General features: G+C 72.3%; 19 protein-coding genes. 9 read left to right on the top strand and 10 right to left on the bottom strand.

The window, feature by feature from the left end:
• Positions 1 to 98 precede the first annotated feature (98 nt).
• Positions 99 to 1,337, top strand: coding sequence for an MFS transporter (locus KV381_RS25045; protein WP_218786350.1), 1,239 nt, complete (start codon positions 99 to 101; stop codon positions 1,335 to 1,337).
• Between the two features lie 20 nt (positions 1,338 to 1,357).
• Here the strand turns inward: KV381_RS25045 and KV381_RS25040 are convergent, their stop codons facing one another.
• Positions 1,358 to 1,942, bottom strand: a complete 585-nt coding sequence (locus KV381_RS25040) for a suppressor of fused domain protein (protein ID WP_103536418.1) — start codon at positions 1,940 to 1,942, stop codon at positions 1,358 to 1,360.
• Between the two features lie 467 nt (positions 1,943 to 2,409).
• Between KV381_RS25040 and KV381_RS25035 the strand changes: the two genes are divergently transcribed.
• Together KV381_RS25035 and KV381_RS25030 are read left to right on the top strand one after the other, a co-directional pair.
• Positions 2,410 to 3,537, top strand: coding sequence for a magnesium and cobalt transport protein CorA (locus KV381_RS25035; protein WP_030082911.1), 1,128 nt, complete (start codon positions 2,410 to 2,412; stop codon positions 3,535 to 3,537).
• 39 nt (positions 3,538 to 3,576) lie between these two features.
• Positions 3,577 to 4,095, top strand: a complete 519-nt coding sequence (locus KV381_RS25030; RefSeq protein WP_218786349.1) for a hypothetical protein — start codon at positions 3,577 to 3,579, stop codon at positions 4,093 to 4,095.
• A 51-nt stretch (positions 4,096 to 4,146) separates the two neighbouring features.
• On the opposite strand, the gene KV381_RS25025 is transcribed toward KV381_RS25030, so the two are convergent.
• Positions 4,147 to 4,914 (bottom strand): hypothetical protein, encoded by a 768-nt coding sequence (locus KV381_RS25025; protein WP_030082907.1) that lies wholly within the window; start codon positions 4,912 to 4,914, stop codon positions 4,147 to 4,149.
• Positions 4,915 to 5,136: 222 nt separating this feature from the next.
• On the opposite strand from KV381_RS25025, the gene KV381_RS25020 reads away from it, so the two are divergent.
• From KV381_RS25020 to KV381_RS25010, 3 genes are read left to right on the top strand one after another with little or no spacing between them, the layout of a single operon-like run.
• Positions 5,137 to 6,423 carry a magnesium transporter MgtE N-terminal domain-containing protein gene (locus KV381_RS25020; RefSeq protein WP_030631347.1) on the top strand — a complete coding sequence of 429 codons (1,287 nt, stop codon included), beginning with the start codon at positions 5,137 to 5,139 and terminating at the stop codon, positions 6,421 to 6,423.
• Positions 6,413 to 6,973, top strand: a complete 561-nt coding sequence (locus tag KV381_RS25015) for a DUF1003 domain-containing protein (protein WP_030082904.1) — start codon at positions 6,413 to 6,415, stop codon at positions 6,971 to 6,973. The genes KV381_RS25020 and KV381_RS25015 overlap by 11 nt, the downstream gene beginning before the upstream one ends.
• A gap of 43 nt (positions 6,974 to 7,016) precedes the next feature.
• Positions 7,017 to 8,150 carry an Mrp/NBP35 family ATP-binding protein gene (locus KV381_RS25010; protein WP_030082902.1) on the top strand — a complete coding sequence of 378 codons (1,134 nt, stop codon included), beginning with the start codon at positions 7,017 to 7,019 and terminating at the stop codon, positions 8,148 to 8,150.
• A 234-nt stretch (positions 8,151 to 8,384) separates the two neighbouring features.
• Here the strand turns inward: KV381_RS25010 and KV381_RS25005 are convergent, their stop codons facing one another.
• The 5 genes from KV381_RS25005 to sigE all read right to left on the bottom strand — a co-directional run bounded on the left by KV381_RS25005 (position 8,385) and on the right by sigE (position 13,601).
• Positions 8,385 to 9,044 (bottom strand): hypothetical protein, encoded by a 660-nt coding sequence (locus tag KV381_RS25005; RefSeq protein ID WP_030082900.1) that lies wholly within the window; start codon positions 9,042 to 9,044, stop codon positions 8,385 to 8,387.
• Between the two features lie 137 nt (positions 9,045 to 9,181).
• Positions 9,182 to 9,682, bottom strand: a complete 501-nt coding sequence (locus tag KV381_RS25000; RefSeq protein WP_030082898.1) for a sec-independent translocase — start codon at positions 9,680 to 9,682, stop codon at positions 9,182 to 9,184.
• Positions 9,683 to 9,850: 168 nt separating this feature from the next.
• Complete coding sequence (locus KV381_RS24995; RefSeq protein WP_218786347.1) at positions 9,851 to 11,695, bottom strand: trypsin-like peptidase domain-containing protein; 1,845 nt, start codon at positions 11,693 to 11,695, stop codon at positions 9,851 to 9,853.
• 89 nt (positions 11,696 to 11,784) lie between these two features.
• A complete protein-coding gene (locus KV381_RS24990) occupies positions 11,785 to 12,843 on the bottom strand; it encodes an anti-sigma factor (protein ID WP_218786345.1) in 1,059 nt (352 codons plus the stop codon).
• Positions 12,840 to 13,601 (bottom strand): RNA polymerase sigma factor SigE, encoded by a 762-nt coding sequence (gene sigE / locus KV381_RS24985; RefSeq protein WP_170994517.1) that lies wholly within the window; start codon positions 13,599 to 13,601, stop codon positions 12,840 to 12,842. Before sigE ends, KV381_RS24990 begins: the two co-directional genes overlap by 4 nt.
• A gap of 178 nt (positions 13,602 to 13,779) precedes the next feature.
• Here sigE and KV381_RS24980 point away from each other — a divergent pair, with 178 nt between their 5' ends.
• Complete coding sequence (locus KV381_RS24980; RefSeq protein ID WP_078846036.1) at positions 13,780 to 14,445, top strand: O-methyltransferase; 666 nt, start codon at positions 13,780 to 13,782, stop codon at positions 14,443 to 14,445.
• A gap of 95 nt (positions 14,446 to 14,540) precedes the next feature.
• On the opposite strand, the gene KV381_RS24975 is transcribed toward KV381_RS24980, so the two are convergent.
• Positions 14,541 to 14,708: a DUF3117 domain-containing protein gene (locus KV381_RS24975; RefSeq protein ID WP_003966491.1), complete on the bottom strand. Its 168-nt coding sequence runs from the start codon at positions 14,706 to 14,708 to the stop codon at positions 14,541 to 14,543.
• A gap of 316 nt (positions 14,709 to 15,024) precedes the next feature.
• Between KV381_RS24975 and KV381_RS24970 the strand changes: the two genes are divergently transcribed.
• Positions 15,025 to 15,837 carry an enoyl-CoA hydratase/isomerase family protein gene (locus tag KV381_RS24970; RefSeq protein WP_030631358.1) on the top strand — a complete coding sequence of 271 codons (813 nt, stop codon included), beginning with the start codon at positions 15,025 to 15,027 and terminating at the stop codon, positions 15,835 to 15,837.
• A gap of 8 nt (positions 15,838 to 15,845) precedes the next feature.
• On the opposite strand, the gene KV381_RS24965 is transcribed toward KV381_RS24970, so the two are convergent.
• A complete protein-coding gene (locus tag KV381_RS24965) occupies positions 15,846 to 16,439 on the bottom strand; it encodes a DNA-3-methyladenine glycosylase I (RefSeq protein WP_030082886.1) in 594 nt (197 codons plus the stop codon).
• Complete coding sequence (locus KV381_RS24960; RefSeq protein WP_030082884.1) at positions 16,436 to 16,846, bottom strand: hypothetical protein; 411 nt, start codon at positions 16,844 to 16,846, stop codon at positions 16,436 to 16,438. The genes KV381_RS24965 and KV381_RS24960 overlap by 4 nt, the downstream gene beginning before the upstream one ends.
• A 116-nt stretch (positions 16,847 to 16,962) precedes the next feature.
• On the opposite strand from KV381_RS24960, the gene folP reads away from it, so the two are divergent.
• Positions 16,963 to 17,835, top strand: a complete 873-nt coding sequence (gene folP / locus KV381_RS24955; RefSeq protein WP_030631360.1) for a dihydropteroate synthase — start codon at positions 16,963 to 16,965, stop codon at positions 17,833 to 17,835.
• The last annotated feature ends 153 nt before the right edge of the window (positions 17,836 to 17,988 follow it).

Raw genomic sequence — 17,988 nt, 5'->3', positions numbered from 1 at the left:
TCGGAAAATAGATGTAGTTTGCATTTATTAGATTGCCTAACTTATTCTGTGCATAACGCATCGACCTTGTGAGGCCGAAGGAGAAGGAGAGAGAGCCCATGCGGGAAGCGGATCCGTTCGACGAAGGGGCGACAGGGGCCGGCATCCTGCGCCAGCCGAAGGCCGTCTGGGCCACGGCCGGCGCCTCGGTGGTGGCCTTCATGGGGATCGGCCTGGTGGACCCGATCCTGCCGTCGATCGCCCGGGGTCTGGACGCCTCGGCGAGCCAGGTGTCGCTGCTGTTCACCTCGTACTTCCTGATCACCGCCTTCGCGATGCTGGTCACCGGCTTCGTCTCCAGCCGCATCGGCGGCCGCAGGACCCTGCTGGCCGGCCTCGCGCTCGTCGTCGTCTTCGCCGCGCTCTCCGGCACCTCCTCCTCCGTCGCCGAACTGGTCGGCTTCCGGGCCGGCTGGGGCCTGGGCAACGCCCTCTTCGTCTCCACCGCCCTCGCGGTGATCGTCGGAGCGGCGGCGGGCGGCAGCGCGGTGGCGATCCTGCTGTACGAGTCGGCGCTCGGCCTCGGCATGGCGTGCGGGCCGCTGCTCGGCGCACTGCTCGGGGACGCCAGCTGGCGCTACCCGTTCTTCGGTACGGCGGCGCTGATGGCGATCGGCTTCCTCTGCATCGCCGCGTTCCTCAAGGAGCAGCCCAAGCCCGCCGTCAAGACCTCACTGCTCGATCCGGTGAAGGCGCTGGGCCACGGCGGGCTGGCCTCGGTGGCGGCCTCGGCGTTCTTCTACAACTACGCCTTCTTCACGATCCTGGCGTTCACCCCGTTCGTGCTGGACATGACCCCGTACAAGTCGGGCGCGGTCTTCTTCGCCTGGGGCCTGCTGCTGGCCGTCTTCTCGGTGCTCGTCGCACCGCGCCTCCAGCGCCGCTTCGGCTCGCTCAAGGTGCTCGGGGCCTCGCTGGTGCTGCTCGCCGCCGACCTGCTGGTCCTCGGATACGGCAGCCACGGCACGGCGATCGTCGCCACGATCGTCTCCGGCGCGTTCATCGGCATGAACAACACCGTCTTCACCGAACTGGCCCTCGGGGTCTCGGACGCGCCGCGCCCGGTGGCGAGCGCCGGATACAACTTCGTCCGCTGGTTCGCCGCGGCGGCCGCCCCCTTCCTCGCCCCGAAGATCGAGGAGTGGACCGACCTCCACACCCCGTTCGTGGTGGCCGCGCTCGCCGCCCTCGTCGGAGCGGCCGTCGTGGGCGTACGGCGTACGGCGCTGACCCACGAGGCCGAGGAGCTGGAGCCGGTCCACGCGCAGGAGGACGGGGTGGCCGCCTTCGCCGACTGACGCCCCCTCAGGACGGTCGGTCAGTCCAGCGGTACGGACGTGCGCAGCGGGTCGCGCAGGTCCGTACCGTGCGTCAGCCACCGCTCCTGGAGCTCCTGCGCGCCACGCACCCGCTTCCAGGCGGCCTCGTTGTGCGTCATCGGCAGCAGCGGCAGGAAGCGCACCGGGTCCATCGGCTCGTCCAGCTCCAGGTCCTCCACCAGACCGCCGGACTCCGCGACCAGCACCGAGGTGAACGGCGCCCCGGTCCACAGCGGCTCGCCCAGGTCCAGCGAGGCGCCGGCGGCCACGATCAGCCCCTCGACCTGCGGGGAGGCGGCCAGCACGGCGAGCGGGCGCAGCACCTGGTCGGTGTCGGCGAGTCCGCCGCGCACGGACAGGATCAGCTCGGCACGGGGGCCCTTCACCGGGTCGGCGAGCGGGGAGGTGGGGTCGGCCATCGGCTGCCCGGACATGCCGAGCGTCGCGTAGCGCACGATGTCGCCGTCGAGGAAGCGCAGCACCTCGATGCGGTCCGTGCCGAGGAAGGTCACATCGGCGCGGGCGTCCGGTTCCCCGAGGGCGGAGATGAGCCGTGCCTCGACCAGAGCGAGAATTTCTGCCATGCGGCGAGCATAGATCGCGTAGGGAATGGGCAAAGTACGGGATTGGGCCTTGGGCGGCTGATAGCCTGGCCGCCGGTCGGGACAGCACGCAGAAGCGTCGCTCTTCTTCGTCCCGACGACACGTCGTCCCCCACGGGGGACCGGCCGGAGGAGGTGGGGACTGCTATGGATCCAAGTCGACCGTGCAGTACCGACCGCTCTTCCGCGCCTCGCCTTTCCCGTTGATCCGACGCCTCTCGTCGGTCGCCCGGAGCCGACATCGCCGTCGTGTCCGGACGACTCACCGACACCGGTGCGCGTGACGGAAGAGCCCTTCGTTCCTGCCTGCTTGTAGCGCCTTTTGCCTGTCTGTAGCGAACGCCGTCATCGCGCCCGCGCGGTGGAGCCCGCTTTGCGGACGTGAGCACACGTCCCCATTCCGGGCTGTTCCACGCCCTCGCCGACGGCCCTCCGTGAAGGAGCCAGCCATGTCGATGATCCGTGACCTGCGCGCCGCCGTGCGCCCGTCCCTGCGCCCGTCCCTCCGCAAGAACACCGCCCCGTACAGCGCGTACGACACCACCCGCGACCCGTCCGCCTCCTCCGCCGTCGTCGACTGCGCGGTCTACCGCGACGGCCGCCGGCTGGTGACGCCCGCCGCCCCGACGCCGCACGAGGCGATGCTCCAGGTACGGGAGGAGGGCGGCTTCGCCTGGATCGGTCTGCACGAGCCGACCGAGGCCGAATTCGCCGGTATCGCCCGGGAGTTCGGGCTGCACCCGCTGGCCGTCGAGGACGCCGTCCACGCCCACCAGCGGCCCAAGCTGGAGCGGTACGACGACACCCTGTTCACCGTCTTCAAGACGATCCACTACGTGGAGCACGCCGAACTGACCGCGACCAGCGAGGTCGTGGAGACCGGCGAGGTGATGTGCTTCACCGGCCGGGACTTCGTCATCACCGTCCGGCACGGCGGCCAGGGTTCCCTGCGCGCCCTGCGCCACCGCCTCCAGGACGACCCGGAGCTGCTCGCCAAGGGCCCCTCCGCCGTGCTGCACGCCATCGCCGACCATGTGGTCGACGGGTACATCGCGGTGGCCGAGGCGGTGCAGGACGACATCGACGAGGTGGAGATCGATGTCTTCTCCACCCCGGCCAAGGGCACCCCGCGCGGTTCGGACGCGGGCCGGATCTACCAGCTCAAGCGGGAGGTGCTGGAGTTCAAGCGGGCCGTCTCGCCGCTGCTGCGGCCCATGCAGCTGCTGAGCGAGCGGCCGATGCGGCTGATCGACCCCGACATCCAGAAGTACTTCCGCGATGTCGCCGACCACCTCGCCCGGGTCCAGGAGGAGGTCCTCGGCTTCGACGAACTGCTGAACTCGATCCTCCAGGCCAATCTGGCGCAGGCGACCGTCACCCAGAACGAGGACATGCGCAAGATCACCTCCTGGGCGGCGATCATCGCCGTGCCGACGATGATCTGCGGCGTCTACGGCATGAACTTCGACTACATGCCCGAGCTGGAGTGGAAGTACGGCTACCCCATCGTGCTGGGCGTCATCGGGGCGGTCTGTTTCTCCATCCACCGCATCCTCAAGCGCAACGGCTGGCTCTGAGCCCGCGCGCCGGGTCGCGGCCGGTCTAAGCTCGCGCCCATGACTGATGCCGCCGACCTGCTGGAGAGGGCCCTCGTCGAGGAGGCCACGAAGAAGTCCGGGCTCGTCTGGGTGCGGGGCACCGGGCCGGCCCGTGCCGTGTGGCACATCTGGCACGAGGGCGCGGCGCTGCTGGTCGGCGGGGGCCCCGGCGAGCAGCCGCTGCCCGAGGGGCTGGCCGACGGCGGCCGCGCCGAGGTGACCGTACGGAGCAAGGACAAGGGCGGCCGGATCGTCGCCTGGACCGCGACCGTGGACTTCCTGCCGCCGCGCTCCGAGGAGTGGGAGGCGGCGGTCGCCGAGCTGAAGGGCAAGCGGCTGAACGCGCCGGACGCCGAGTCGCTGACGGAGCGGTGGGCGAGCGGGTGCACGGTGGTGCGGCTGACGCCCGGAACGGTCGGCGTCGCGCTGCCGGACACCTCGCTGGCGGCCGTGCCGCTGCCGACCTCGGCCACCACCCGCCGGCCCGTCCCGGCCGCGCTCCCCCGGCTGCTGCTGAAGCGGCGCGGGAAGCGCTGAGCCGGATCCGGACCGGGGCTCCGGACCGGGGCTCCGGACCGGGGCTCCGGATCAGCCGGAGGACTTGGGGAGCTGGCCGCCGTAGTCGACGGTGTCGTCCTCCTGCGGGGCCTCCAGCGGGAAGGCTTTGCCCCAGTCGGCCAGGGTGACCGTGCCCCCGCCGCCGCCCCGGGCCACCCGTACCGGATACGGCTGCTCCTCCAGCGATACGTCGAAGGCCCCGCCCTCGCCCTTGCCGCCCAGGATCTGGATGGTGCGCTGCCCGGCGACCGTGTCACGGCCGCCCTTGTTGACCGTGCCGTGCAGCGCGAGGAGCCCGTCGAGCAGGACCTTCTTGTCGGTGAAGCCGCGCAGCTGGCGGTAGCTGGGGTCGCCCTCGGGGACCTTCACGTACTTGCCGCCCAGCTTGTCGGCGGCCGCCACATCGGCGGACCCGCCCGCCTCGGCGCTGCCCTCGTGGGACCAGAACTCGGCGGGCGCCTTGAGGAAGAGCTCGTCCTCGACCCGCAGCAGCGCGAAGCTCTGCTTCTTCGAGGTCACCGAGCCCATGCCGCCCCGTGCGTTGAGCTTCATCTCCAGCCGGTAGGTGCCGCCCTTGCTGACGAGCGTGCCCGACAGCCGTACGGCACTGGCCGCGTCGGCCGCCGCTCTGGCCTTCTTGTCGATCTCGGCGGCGGTGAGTCTGGCGACGCCGTTGGTCCCCTTGTCCGGGTCCTCCTCCGTGCCGCAGGCGGCCAGGGCCACGGTGAGCCCTCCGCACAGCACGAGAGCGAGGGCGGTCCGGCGATGGTTCCGCACGGCCGGGGCAAAAGAGGTCACGGGCGCACTGCCTCTCAACTGCGATCGGGGGTGGCAGACGGCAGCGTACCCGGGCGGAGCGCACCCTCCGGCGGCCAGCCGTACGGACGGGTCCGCCGGGGCGCGGTGCGGCGGCACGGGCTAGCCTGATCCCGGCGCACGACTGTCCGCGTACGGCGAAACGCGCTGGTCGCGGAGGCGGTCGCGGAGAAGCGCGAAGAAGTACGGAGAGGGAGGCGGCACATGGCGGCAGGAGCCCCCAGGGTCTTCGTCTCGCATCTCTCCGGGGTGCCCGTGTTCGATCCGAACGGGGACCAGGTCGGCCGGGTCCGGGACCTGGTGGCGATGTTGCGGGTCGGCGGACGGCCGCCGCGCATCCTGGGTCTGGTCGTCGAGGTGGTCAGCCGGCGGCGGATCTTCCTGCCGATGACCCGGGTGACCGGCGTGGAGTCCGGCCAGGTCATCACCACCGGTGTGGTCAACATGCGCCGCTTCGAACAGCGGCCCACCGAACGGCTCGTCCTCGGCGAGTTCCTCGACCGGCGGGTGCGGCTGGTGGACGGCCATGGCCAGGAAGGCGAGGAGGTCACCGTCCTGGACGTGGCCATCCAGCAGCTGCCCGCCCGCCGCGACTGGGAGATCGACAAGTACTTCGTCCGCAAAGGGCGCGGCGGGGCGCTGCGCCGCAAGGGCGAGACGCTGACGGTGGACTGGTCGGCGGTGAGCGGCTTCTCGCTGGAGGAGCACGGGCAGGGCGCGGAGAACCTGGTCGCCACGTTCGAGCGGCTGCGCCCCGCCGATGTGGCCAACGCCCTGCACCACCTCTCCCCCAAGCGCCGGGCCGAGGTGGCCGCCGCGCTGGACGACGACCGGCTCGCCGACGTCCTGGAGGAGCTGCCCGAGGACGACCAGGTGGAGATCCTCGGCAAGCTCAAGGAGGAGCGGGCCGCCGACGTCCTGGAGGCGATGGACCCGGACGACGCGGCCGACCTGCTCTCCGAGCTGCCCGAGGAGGACAAGGAGCGGCTGCTGACCCTGATGCGGCCGGACGACGCCGCCGATGTGCGCCGGCTGATGGCGTACGAGGAGCGCACGGCGGGCGGTCTGATGACGACCGAGCCGATCGTGCTGCGCCCGGACGCCACGGTGGCCGACGCGCTCGCCCGGGTCCGTCAGCAGGACCTGTCGCCGGCGCTCGCCGCACAGGTGTACGTGTGCCGCTCGCCCGACGAGACGCCGACCGGGAAGTACCTGGGCACCGTGCACTTCCAGCGGTTGCTGCGCGACCCGCCGTTCACGCTGGTCAGCTCGATCGTCGACAGCGATCTGGTGCCGCTGCCGCCGGACACCCCGCTGCCGACGGTGACCAGCTATCTGGCCGCGTACAACCTGGTCTCGGCGCCCGTCGTGGACGAGAGCGGTTCGCTGCTGGGCGCGGTGACCGTGGACGACGTCCTGGACCACCTGCTGCCCGAGGACTGGCGCGAGACCGATTTCCACGGCGAGGAGGGCATCCGGCATGGCCGGTGAGGAGCGGTCGAAGGCCGCCTCGACGGGCGCGTCCGGCCTGGTGCGCCCGCCGCGCACCCGGCTCGACCAGCCGAAGGCGCCGGGGCTGAAGCTGCTGCCGGAGTACGACCCGGAGGCGTTCGGCCGGTTCTCCGAGCGGATCGCGCGGTTCCTGGGCACCGGACGGTTCATCGTCTGGATGACGCTGATCATCATCGTCTGGGTGGCGTGGAACGTCTGGGCGCCGAAGGATCTGCGCTGGGACGAGTACCCGTTCATCTTCCTGACCCTGATGCTCTCGCTCCAGGCCTCCTACGCGGCCCCGCTGATCCTCCTCGCGCAGAACCGGCAGGACGACCGCGACCGGGTCACCCACGAGCAGGACCGCAAGCAGAACGAGCGCTCCATCGCCGACACCGAGTACCTCAGCCGGGAGATCGCGGCGCTGCGGATGGGCCTCGGCGAGGTCGCCACCCGCGACTGGATCCGCTCGGAACTCCAGGACATGGTGAGAGACATGGAGGACCGGCAGATCCTCCTCACGTCCGAGAGTGACGAAGGCGACCGCTGAGGGGCTACCCGCCCGTAGGGCCCAGCGCCGTAACATCGTCGGTATGGCTACGGAAGACGCGGTGCTTGAGGCACTGTCGACAGTGAACGACCCGGAGATCCACCGCCCGATCACCGAGCTGGGCATGGTGAAATCGGTCGAGATCGATCCTGACGGTGTAGTCGCTGTCACGGTGTATCTCACGGTCTCCGGTTGTCCGATGCGCGACACGATCACCCGGAACGTGACCGACGCGGTCGCCCGGGTCGAGGGCGTCTCGCGGGTCGAGGTGACCCTCGACGTCATGAGCGACGAACAGCGCAAGGACCTGGCGAGCTCGCTGCGCGGCGGGACCGCCGAGCGTGAGGTGCCCTTCGCCCAGCCCGGCTCGCTGACCCGGGTGTACGCGGTCGCCTCCGGCAAGGGCGGCGTCGGCAAGTCCTCGGTGACGGTGAACCTCGCCGCGGCGATGGCGGCCGACGGGCTGAAGGTCGGCGTCGTGGACGCGGACATCTACGGGCACAGCGTGCCCCGGATGCTCGGCGCGGACGGCAAGCCCACCCAGGTCGAGAACATGATCATGCCGCCGTCCGCACACGGGGTGAAGGTCATCTCCATCGGCATGTTCACCCCGGGCAACGCGCCGGTGGTCTGGCGCGGTCCGATGCTGCACCGAGCGCTCCAGCAGTTCCTCGCCGATGTGTTCTGGGGCGACCTGGACGTCCTGCTCCTGGACCTGCCGCCGGGCACCGGCGACATCGCGATCTCGGTGGCGCAGCTCGTGCCGGGCGCCGAGATCCTGGTCGTCACGACCCCGCAGCAGGCGGCGGCCGAGGTGGCCGAGCGGGCCGGCTCGATCGCCGTGCAGACCCACCAGAAGATCGTCGGCGTGGTGGAGAACATGTCGGGCATGCCGTGCCCGCACTGCGACGAGATGGTCGACGTGTTCGGCTCGGGCGGCGGCGCGCGGGTCGCCGAGGGGCTGACGCGTACGGTCGGCGCCGAGGTGCCGGTGCTCGGCTCGATCCCGATCGACGTACGGCTGCGCGAGGGCGGCGACGAGGGCAAGCCGGTCGTCCTGTCCGACCCGGACTCCCCGGCGGGCAGCGCGCTGCGCTCGATCGCGCAGAAGCTGGGCGGCCGTCAGCGCGGCCTGTCGGGCATGTCGCTGGGCATCACCCCCCGCAACAAGTTCTGACCCACCCGGACACCCACCCGGCCCGTCCGGACGCCGCCAACCAGCCCGTCCGGACGCCCACCCAGCCCGTCCGGCGCTTGAGGACATCTTTTCCGCCCCAGCGCCGGACGAGGCCGAGCCCAACCAGCCCGTCCGGCGCTTGAGGACGTCTTTCCCGCGCGGCGCCGGACGAGGCCGAGCCCACCCAGCCCGTCCGGCGCTTGAGGACGAAGCGGCCCGCCGGACGCCCCCGGCCTACTCGTACGACGCGATGTCCTTGATCACCGCGAACCCCAGACCGTACGCGCTCATCCCCCGCCCGTACGCCCCGATGTGCACGCCCTCGTGGGCCGACCCGGCGAGCACCCAGCCGAACTCGGACTCGCGGTAGTGGAACTCCACCGGGACACCGTCCACCGGCAGGGAGAGCGTCGACCAGGGCGCGTTGCCGAGGTCGTCGGCGAGGGTGAACGCCGTCTCGGTCTGCTGGTCCAGCCAGTCGTCGCGCAGGGAGTGGTCCATCTGCGGCGGCCAGGTGTACGCCAGCAGTCCGGAGCCCGCGAGCCAGGCCGCCGAGGACACGGTGGTGGCGTCCAGCACACCCGTACCGTCACCGCTGCGTCTCACCGGGCTCGCGGCCACGGTGATCACGGCGGCGAACCGCTCCTTGTCGGCGGAGCCGTCCGTCTTCACGGAGGGCTCGTCGCCGTGCCCGACCGCCCCGTGCTGCACCGTGCCGTCCGCCGCGGTGCCGACCTGCATCAGCCAGCGCGGGCCGGTGAAGGCCTCGTCCAGCCCGTACCAGGAAAAGGGCGCTTTCAGGTAGCCGTCGACGGTACGCCGGGCCGCCGGCACCTCCTCCGCCGTGGCCGTGCCCGGTACTCCGTCCGTATCAATCCGACTCGTCGTCTCCATCTGCGCGGCCGCCTCCTCGATCAGTCATGATCCGGAGCGGCCCGCCCCCCGCGGGCTTGGGCGTCCTCGCAACCGGACAGATGGAGAATAGCCATACCGTCCGGACGAGTCGGGATTGACCGGGGCCGGGTGGCGCGTCAGGTGGCGTCCGCGTCGAACGGCGGGCGCTCGGGCTGCGCCTGCGGCGGCGTCTTCTTCAGCAGGTCAGGAGCGGTGTCACCGGTCTTGGTGAGGCTGGTGGTGGCGCCGTCCGCCGACGCGCCCGCCGAGCCGTTCGCCGCACTGTTGGCGGTATCGGAGCCGGCCGGGGTACGCCCGTTGACCGCGTCGGTGACGTCGGCCAGGTCCTTGCGCAGGTCGAAGCTCTCGCGGATCTCCTTCAGCCCCAGGTCGTCGTTGCCGTCCATGAGCTGCTTGCGGACGAACGTCTTGGGGTTGAGGTCCTCGAACTCGAAGTCCTTGAACTGCGGGCCCAGCTCGGAGCGGATGTCTTCCTTGGCGCTGTCCGAGAACTCGCGGATCTTGCGGATGGTGCGCGTGACGTCCTGGATCAGCTTGGGCAGCTTGTCGGGGCCGAAGACCAGCACGGCCAGCACCCCGAGCGTCAGCAGCTCCAGTGCGCCTATGTCATTGAACACCTTGCTGCTCCTCGTGTTCTCCGCGTGTTCTCCGTGCGATCGCGGCCCGGGGCTCCCAGCTGCCCGGACCGCTCAAAGGTACCTGTCGAAGGTGTCCGGGCGGTACCTCGCGGTGCCGCGGGGCGGGCGGGCGTGCGACCACGGGCGCGGGCGGCCGGCGGAGCCGCATCAGCTGCCGCTCGCCGAGCCGAGCTTCAGGGTCACGGTCCGCTCCTTGCCGCCGCGGGTCAGCTTGAGGTCGAGGTCGTCGCCCGGACGGTGGGCCCGGATCTTCACGATCAGCTCCTCGCCGCTGTGCACCCGCTGGCCCTCGACCTGGGTGATGACGTCCCCGGACTTGATGCCCGCCTTGTCGGCGGGGCCGTCCTTCGCGACGGCGGGAGTGCCGTCGGCGCCCTTGGTGCCGACCTTGGCCCCGTCGCCGGTGTACTTCATGTCCAGCGTGACGCCGATGACCGGGTGGGTGGCCTTGCCGGTGCTGATCAGCTCCTCGGCGACGCGTTTGCCCTGGTTGATGGGTATGGCGAAGCCGAGGCCGATGGAGCCGGACTGGCCGCCCGCCTCGGGGCCCCGGCCGCTGTCGGCGGCGCGGATGGCGCTGTTGATGCCGATGACATGGGCCTGGGTGTCGACCAGGGGTCCGCCGGAGTTGCCCGGGTTGATCGGGGCGTCGGTCTGGAGGGCGTCGACGTAGCTGATGTCGCTGCCGTCGCCCTTCTCGCCGCCCGCGGTGATCGGCCGCTGCTTGGCGCTGATGATGCCCGAGGTCACCGTGTTGGACAGGTCGAAGGGGGCGCCGATGGCCACCACCGGGTCGCCGACCTGGACGTTGTCGGAGTTGCCGAGCGGCAGGGGCTTGAGGCCGGAGACCCCGCGGACCCGGACGACCGCGAGGTCGTAGCCGCTGTCCTTGCCGACCAGCTCGGCGGAGGCCGTCTCGCCGCTGCTGAACGTCACGGTGATGTCGCCGCTGGATCCGGCCGGGGCGACGACGTGGTTGTTGGTGAGGATGTGGCCCTGGCCGTCGAGGACGAAGCCGGTGCCCGTGCCGGACTCGGCGGTGCCGCTGACGTGCAGGGTGACCACGCTGGGCAGGGCGCTGGCGGCGATGCCCGCGACGCTCTCGGGGGCCCGGTCGCCGCTGTCGCGGGTGGCCTGCGGCAGCTCGACGGTGGTCAGCCCGCCGTTGCGCTCGATGTACGCGCCGACCCCGCCGCCGATGCCGCCGGCGACCAGGGTCAGCAGGAGCACCCCCATGAACGCCCCGCCCCGGCGCTTCTTCCTGCCGCCGGGCTCCATGCCCTCGGGAGGTCCGGGCCGGGTCAGCGGCTGCCCCGGAGCGCCCCACGGGTCGTACTGGAGCCACTGCGTGTGCTGCTGCTGCGCGGGCGCCGGCCCCGGGTGCGGCGGCGGAGGTGCGAAGGCGTCGTTGGGTGCGGGCTGCGGGGCTGCGAAGGCGTCGGCGGGCCGGGCGTGCGGGGGCGTGAAGCCGCCGGCGGGCGTGGCGCCCTGCGGGGGTGCGAAGGCGTCGGCGGGTGCGGGCTGCGGGGGCGGTGCGGCTGCCGGGGCGGGGGTCTGGGGGCCGGCGGCGTTCGGCGCGGCGTACTGCGGGGGCGGTCCTCCGGCGCCCGGCGGTACGACGGTGCCGTGGGCCGGGGTCGGCCGCTGCACCGGCGGAGCGGGCGCCCAGGGGCCGGGGCCGCCGTAGGGCGGAGTGCTGTACTCGTCGGGCTCGTGCAGCGGCTGCCCGGACGGGCGGGGGCCCGGGACCTCCTGGCCGTGCTCGTCCGGCCGCCCGGAGCCGTCGGAAGGCCGCGCCGGAACCGGAACCGGAACCGGGGCCGGGGTCTGGCTCCGGGCGGCCGGCTCGCGGTCCTCGACGGCCGGGCCACGGTCCTCGGCGACCGGCTCGCGGTCCTCCGCGGCCGGCGTACGGTCCTCGGCGGCCGGGCCGGCCGCCGAGGGGCGGCTCCACCACTTCGCCTGCGGCCCGGTGGGCTTCCCGTCGTCCATGCTCTCCCCGCAACTGGCCTCTGTACGCCCCACCGAGGCGTCCCTCACCGGAATTCAACCAGGTTTGCGAATCCCCGCGCAGGGTCCGGTCAGCGCCGGGGGGAAAGCGGGCTCGCCAGATCGTTGGTGGGCGAGCCCGGGGTCGGCCCCGAGGCGAGCGGGGAGGGCGTGGACTTCGGCACCGCACCGCCGCCGAGCGCCGCCGCCAGCAGCGGGGCCGCGGACGTCGTCGGGCGTATCAACGGCGGCACGGACACGTTCAGCACAGGAAGGGTGAAGGGGTGTACACCCGCGGCCGGGCCGCCGAACAGGTGCGGAACGGCCGGCGCCTGCCGGTTCGGCGGAGGGGTGACGGCCGGAACCACCGGGGTCGTCCCGGTGAGCGACGGGGGCACGCCGTTCAACCCGGCCATGGCCGTGCCGGACACGGGCCGCTCGGCCGCCGGGCCGTCGCCGGTCGCCGCGAGGGCGCCGCCGCCCCGGCGGCTGACCGCCGTGGCGCCGCTCTCGGCGCGGGTCTCGGCGTCGAGCGGGGTGACGGTGTTCCCGGTGCCCTCGGCGCGCAGGGGCGATTCGGGGCCGGAGTCCAGCGGCAGGGTGCCGCCCAGCGCGATGGCCGCGAGGGAGACGGCGCTGGCCGCGGCGAACGCGAAGCGCCGTCCCCGCCAGGGCGAACGGTCCGCGTCGCGGGCCACCTCGTGTATCCGGAAGGCCGAACCGGAAGCGGCGCCGCCGCGCAGCACGGCGGTGGAGCCGTGGGTGGCGGGGAGGTAGCCGAAGCCGTCCAGCGGGGAGGGCGCGGTGTCGGCGCGGGTGCTGCCGGCGGAGGGCCGCAGCCCGGGGAAGAACTCGTCGGCGAAGGGGCCCCGGCCGCCGAACGGTCCGCCGGAGCCGGTGTCGTCGCCGCCAGGACCCCCGGGAAGGCCCTGCAGGCGGGCCAGGAACCCCTCGGAGGGCGAGGGTGAGGCGGACATGGCGAAGGCGCTCTTGAGGCGGCGCTGGGCATCGGCCTCGGCCTTGCACTTGGCGCAGGTCGCCAGGTGGGCCAGGACCCGCTCGCGGGCGTCGTGTTTCAGCTCGCCGTCGACCAGCGCGGCGAGTCGGTCCCCCAGGTGTGCTTCCGCGGGGGTGGGTCCTGTGCCGCTCACGCCAGTCCGCCCTCCCCCGCCAGGACCGCGTCCGCCAGGGAGCGCTGCTCGGCGCGGGCCTCGGGCGAACGGTGCTTGAGCGCCTTGCGCAGATGCGAGCGGCCGCGGTGGATCCGGCTGCGGACGGTGCCGAGCTTCACCCCGAGGGTCGCGGCGATCTCCTCGTAGCTGAGACCCTCGATGTCGCAGAGGACCACGGCCGCACGGAATTCGGGCGCGAGGGTGTCCAGCGCCTGCTGCACGTCGGCGTCGAAGTGGGTGTCGTTGAAGACCTGCTGCGGGGACGGCTCACGGCTGGGCAGCCGCTCGGCCGCGTCGTCGCCGAGCGAGTCGAAACGGATGCGCTGCTTGCGCCGGACCATGTCCAGGAAGAGATTGGTCGTGATGCGGTGCAGCCAGCCCTCGAAGGTGCCGGGCGTGTAGGTCGACAGCGAGCGGAACACCCGGACGAAGACCTCCTGGGTCAGGTCCTCGGCGTCGTGCTGGTTTCCCGTCAGCCGGTAGGCAAGGCGGTACACGCGACCGCTGTGCGTGCTGACGATCTCTTCCCATGAGGGCGGGGTCCACGCCTGAGAATCCGCATCAGAGGCGAAGGTCGCGGTCGGTGCGGAGTCTTCGGAAGAACGGTCAGCAATGTTGGTCACGGATTTCGGCTCACCGGCCGACCTGAGCAGGCGCCTCAGCACCCCTCCCCGGTCCACAGGCGCAGCCGCACCTCCCCTATCGGCTCTGGTGGTGTCCAGTGGAGCCCCTACCATAGCCACCTCGCCCGTTAGCTCCGGATAAGCCTTTTTCCCTGATGGGGCCGGGCGTCACCCGGGACTTCGCCGCAGCTCGCCGGTCCGATCCGCGGACCCGGTCACTGCGCTTTCCCCACTCCTTGCACAACGCCCGGTCCCATCTGCGGGTTCCCGGGTCCAGCGGATACAGTCACCGTTGCGCCAACTACGGGGACAGGAGAGGGTCATTACCGCCAACCGGCAGACGAGCTGGGCGTTCGCCGACGCCTTTGTCGCCGAGGACGAAGCACTGCACGTGGCCCGGGAGCGGGCTCGCGAGCTGGGGCTTCGCCCGGTGTCACCGGGCACCGGCGCCGCGCTGCGCCTGCTGGCAGCCGCCGCGGACGCCAAAGCGGTGGCGGAGATCGGCACGGGCACGGGCGTGTCCGGCATCTATCTCCTGCACGGAATGCGGCCGGACGGGGTCCTGACCACGGTGGACCCCGAGCCCGAGCGTCAGCAGTTCGCCCGGGAGGCGTTCCGCGAGGCGGGCTTCGCCACCAACCGGGCCCGGTTCATCCCCGGCCGCGCCCTGGACGTCCTGCCCCGGCTCGCGGACGGCGGTTACGACCTCGTCTTCTGCGACGGCGACCGGCTGGAGAGCCTCGATGTGCTCGCTGAATCGTTGCGCCTGCTGCGTCCCGGCGGTCTGGTCTGCTTCGAGGGCGTCTTCGCGGACGGCCGCACCGTCGACTCCGCGGCCCAGCCGGCCGAGGTGCTGCGGCTGCGCGAGCTGCTGCGGGCGGTGCGCGAGAGCCAGGAGCTGATGTCGACCCTGCTGCCGGTCGGCGACGGACTGCTCTGCGCGGTCCGGCGCGGCTGAGCCGCGCGGGACCCGAAAACCACAGGCGGGCGAACGCACGACTGCCCGGCACGGAGACCGTGCCGGGCAGTCGTGAAGGTGATGGGCGTTCCGCGTCAGCCGACGACCTTCTTCAGCGCGTCGCCGAGGGCATCGGCCTCGTCCGGAGTCAGCTCGACAACAAGCCGACCGCCGCCTTCGAGCGGAACGCGCATGACGATGCCCCGCCCCTCCTTTGTCACCTCGAGCGGGCCGTCGCCCGTCCGCGGCTTCATGGCCGCCATGCTCGTTCCCCTTCCTGAAACCAGCTCATCGCAACCGGCGGCCCCATGACAGGCGCTGCCTCACCGGCATCGAACACATTGCTTCTTCGCCATTATCCCGCATCAAGGACCCCGATGACCAACATCGGTCTGCATCGCTTGCGCAACGCGCTCTCGCAAAACCACCCAATTCGGCGATCCGGCTGCGATACTGCGCCGCCCGGGCCCCCCAGGTGAGGGCCAATTGTTAGACGCAGGTCACATCCCTGCCCCGGTCCGCGTCGGCCATGCTTGCCTGCAAGGAGCAACGATGCCCGAGCAGCGAGGGGACACCGGAATGGCCGACGAGCAGGCGAACACCGTTCTGTACGACGTGAGCGAGGGGCTCGCGACGATCACGATCAACCGGCCCGACGCGATGAACGCGATGAACACCGCGGCGAAGGTCGCGCTGCGCGACGCGCTGCGGGCGGCGTCGGCGGACGCGGGCGTGCGGGCGGTGCTGCTCACGGCCACCGGGCGCGCCTTCTGTGTCGGCCAGGACCTCAAGGAGCACGTCGCCACGCTGACGGCCACCCGCGAGGCGGGCGGCGGGAACGCGCTGAGCACGGTGCAGGAGCACTACAACCCGATCGTGCGGGCGATCACGGAGATGGCCAAGCCGGTGGTCGCCGGGGTGAACGGCGTCGCGGCCGGGGCCGGATTCGGTTTCGCGCTGGCGGCGGACTACCGGGTGGTCGCGGACACCGCCTCCTTCACCACCTCGTTCGCGGGCGTCGCACTCACCGCGGACTCGGGCGTGTCCTGGACGCTGCCCCGGCTGATCGGGCAGAGCCGCGCCGCCGATCTGCTGTTCTTCCCGCGGTCGATCTCCGCGCAGGAAGCGCTGGAGCTGGGGATCGTCAACCGGGTCGTCCCGGCGGCCGAGCTGGCCGAGCAGGCGGCCGCGGTGGCCCGCACCCTCGCGGAGGGCCCCACGGTGGCGTACGCGGCGCTGAAGGAGTCGATGGCGTACGGCGCCGGGCACACGCTCGCGGAGACCCTGGAGAAGGAGGACGAACTCCAGACCCGGGCGGGCGCGTCGCAGGACCACACCATCGCGGTGGAGGCGTTCCTCGCCAAGGAGAAGCCGGTCTACCTCGGGAAGTAGCCGCGGGCTCAGCCCGGTGCGCTGCCGCCGCCGCGCGCCACGCAGTCCACGAGGTGGTCGTCGACCAGTCCGCAGGCCTGCATCAGCGCGTAGGCGGTGGTGGGGCCGACGAAGCGGATCGAGCGCTTCTTCAGCTCCTTGGCGAGCGCGGTGGACTCCGGGGTGACCGCGGGGACGTCCGACAGCGCGCGCGGGGCGGGGCGGCCGGCCGGGTCGGGGGCGTAGGACCAGATCAGCTCGTCCAGCTCCCCGGCCGGCCACCCGGCGAGCACCTTGGCGTTGGCGAGGGTCGCGTCGACCTTGGCCTTGTTGCGGATGATCCCCGGGTCGGCCAGGAGCCGCTCCCGGTCGGTGTCGGTGAACTTCGCGACCGCCCCGATCCGGAATCCCTCGAACGCGGTACGGAAGGTGGCGCGGCGGCGCAGGATCGTGAGCCAGGAGAGCCCGGACTGGAAGGCCTCCAGGCAGAGCCGTTCGAACAGGGCGTCGTCCCCGTGGACCGGGCGGCCCCACTCGGTGTCGTGGTAGGCGAGGTAGTCCTCGGTGGACAGGCCCCACGGGCAGCGCAGGCCGCCGTCGGGGGCGGGCAGGGCGGCGCTCATCGGCCGTCCTCCTCGGCGCGGTCCGGGCCCTCGCCCCGGTCCGCCGGCTCCGCGGGCCGGTCGCCGGGCTGCTTGAACAGGTCGGTGCCGCTCGTCACCGCGGCCGCCTGGGCTCCGGCCAGGGTGGACTCCAGCTCCGCGATCCGGGCGTCGCGCTCGGCCAGCTCGGCGCCGAGCCGGGACAGGGCCTCGTCGACGTCCGCCATGCGGTAGCCACGGGCGGCCATGGGCAGGCGCAGCGCCTCGATGTCCGCCCGGCCGACCGGGCGGCTCGTGGGCAGCGGGTCGGTGAACCGCTCGGGCGGGACGTCCTGGAGCACCGCGCTCCCCCCGCCGCCGACCACCGCGAGGGTGACCGCGGTGACGACCACGACCATCGTGAGCAGCAAGAACCAGAACACGCGCATCTCCCCGGGGGCGGAAACCTCGTCCGGCTCCGATCGTGCCATGCGGCACGGACAGTCGGGGCCGACCTCGGGAGGCCTTAGGGTCGCAGGCGGGCTATCTGAGGAGGAAACAGGGGATGCGAAGCGGTGCACTCAGGCTGGGGCGGCGGGAATTCGGGCCGCACGAGCCGGTGATCATGGCGATCGTGAACCGGACCCCGGACTCCTTCTACGACCAGGGCGCCACGTTCGGGGACGAGCCGGCGCTCGCCCGGGTCGAGCAGGCGGTGGCCGAGGGCGCCGCGATCATCGACATCGGCGGGGTGAAGGCCGGCCCCGGCGACGAGGTGAGCCCCGAGGAGGAGGCGCGCCGCACGGTCGGGTTCGTCGCCGAGGTCCGCCGCCGCCACCCGGACGTGGTGATCAGCGTCGACACCTGGCGGCACGACGTGGGCGAGGCGGTCTGCGAGGCCGGGGCCGATCTGCTGAACGATGCGTGGGGCGGGGTGGACCCGAAGCTGGCGGAGGTCGCGGCGCGGTACGGGGCGGGGCTCGTGTGCACGCACGCGGGCGGCGCGGAGCCGCGGACGCGGCCGCACCGGATCGCGTACGAGGACGTCATGGCGGACATCCTGCGGGTGACCGTGGGGCTGGCCGAGCGGGCGGTGGAGCTCGGGGTGCGGGCGGACGGGATCATGATCGATCCGGGGCATGACTTCGGGAAGAACACCCGGCACTCGCTGGAGGCGACGCGGCGGCTCGGGGAGATGGCGGAGACCGGGTGGCCGGTGCTGGTGTCGCTGTCCAACAAGGACTTCGTGGGCGAGACGCTGGACCGGCCGGTGAAGGAACGGGTCGTCGGCACGTTGGCGACGACGGCGGTCTCTGCGTGGCTGGGGGCGCGGGTGTATCGGGTGCATGAGGTGGCGGAGACGCGGCAGGTCCTGGACATGGTGGCGTCGATCGCCGGGCATCGGGCGCCGGCCGTGGCGCGGCGGGGGCTGGCGTAGTTTCTGGCCGCCTGCCCGGCGGGCGGGGCCTGGGGCGCTGCCCCTGGGCCCCGCTCCTCAAGCGCCGGAGGGGCTGGAACCGATGTCCTCAAGCGCCGGACGGGCTTGATTGTGGCGGGCCCGTCCGGGAGGTGCCGGTCTAAAGATGCCCTC

This window comes from Streptomyces sp. WY228 (assembly GCF_019287315.1).
Taxonomy (GTDB): Bacteria; Actinomycetota; Actinomycetes; order Streptomycetales; family Streptomycetaceae; genus Streptomyces; species Streptomyces caviscabies.
This window is presented reverse-complemented; position numbering and strand designations above follow the sequence as displayed.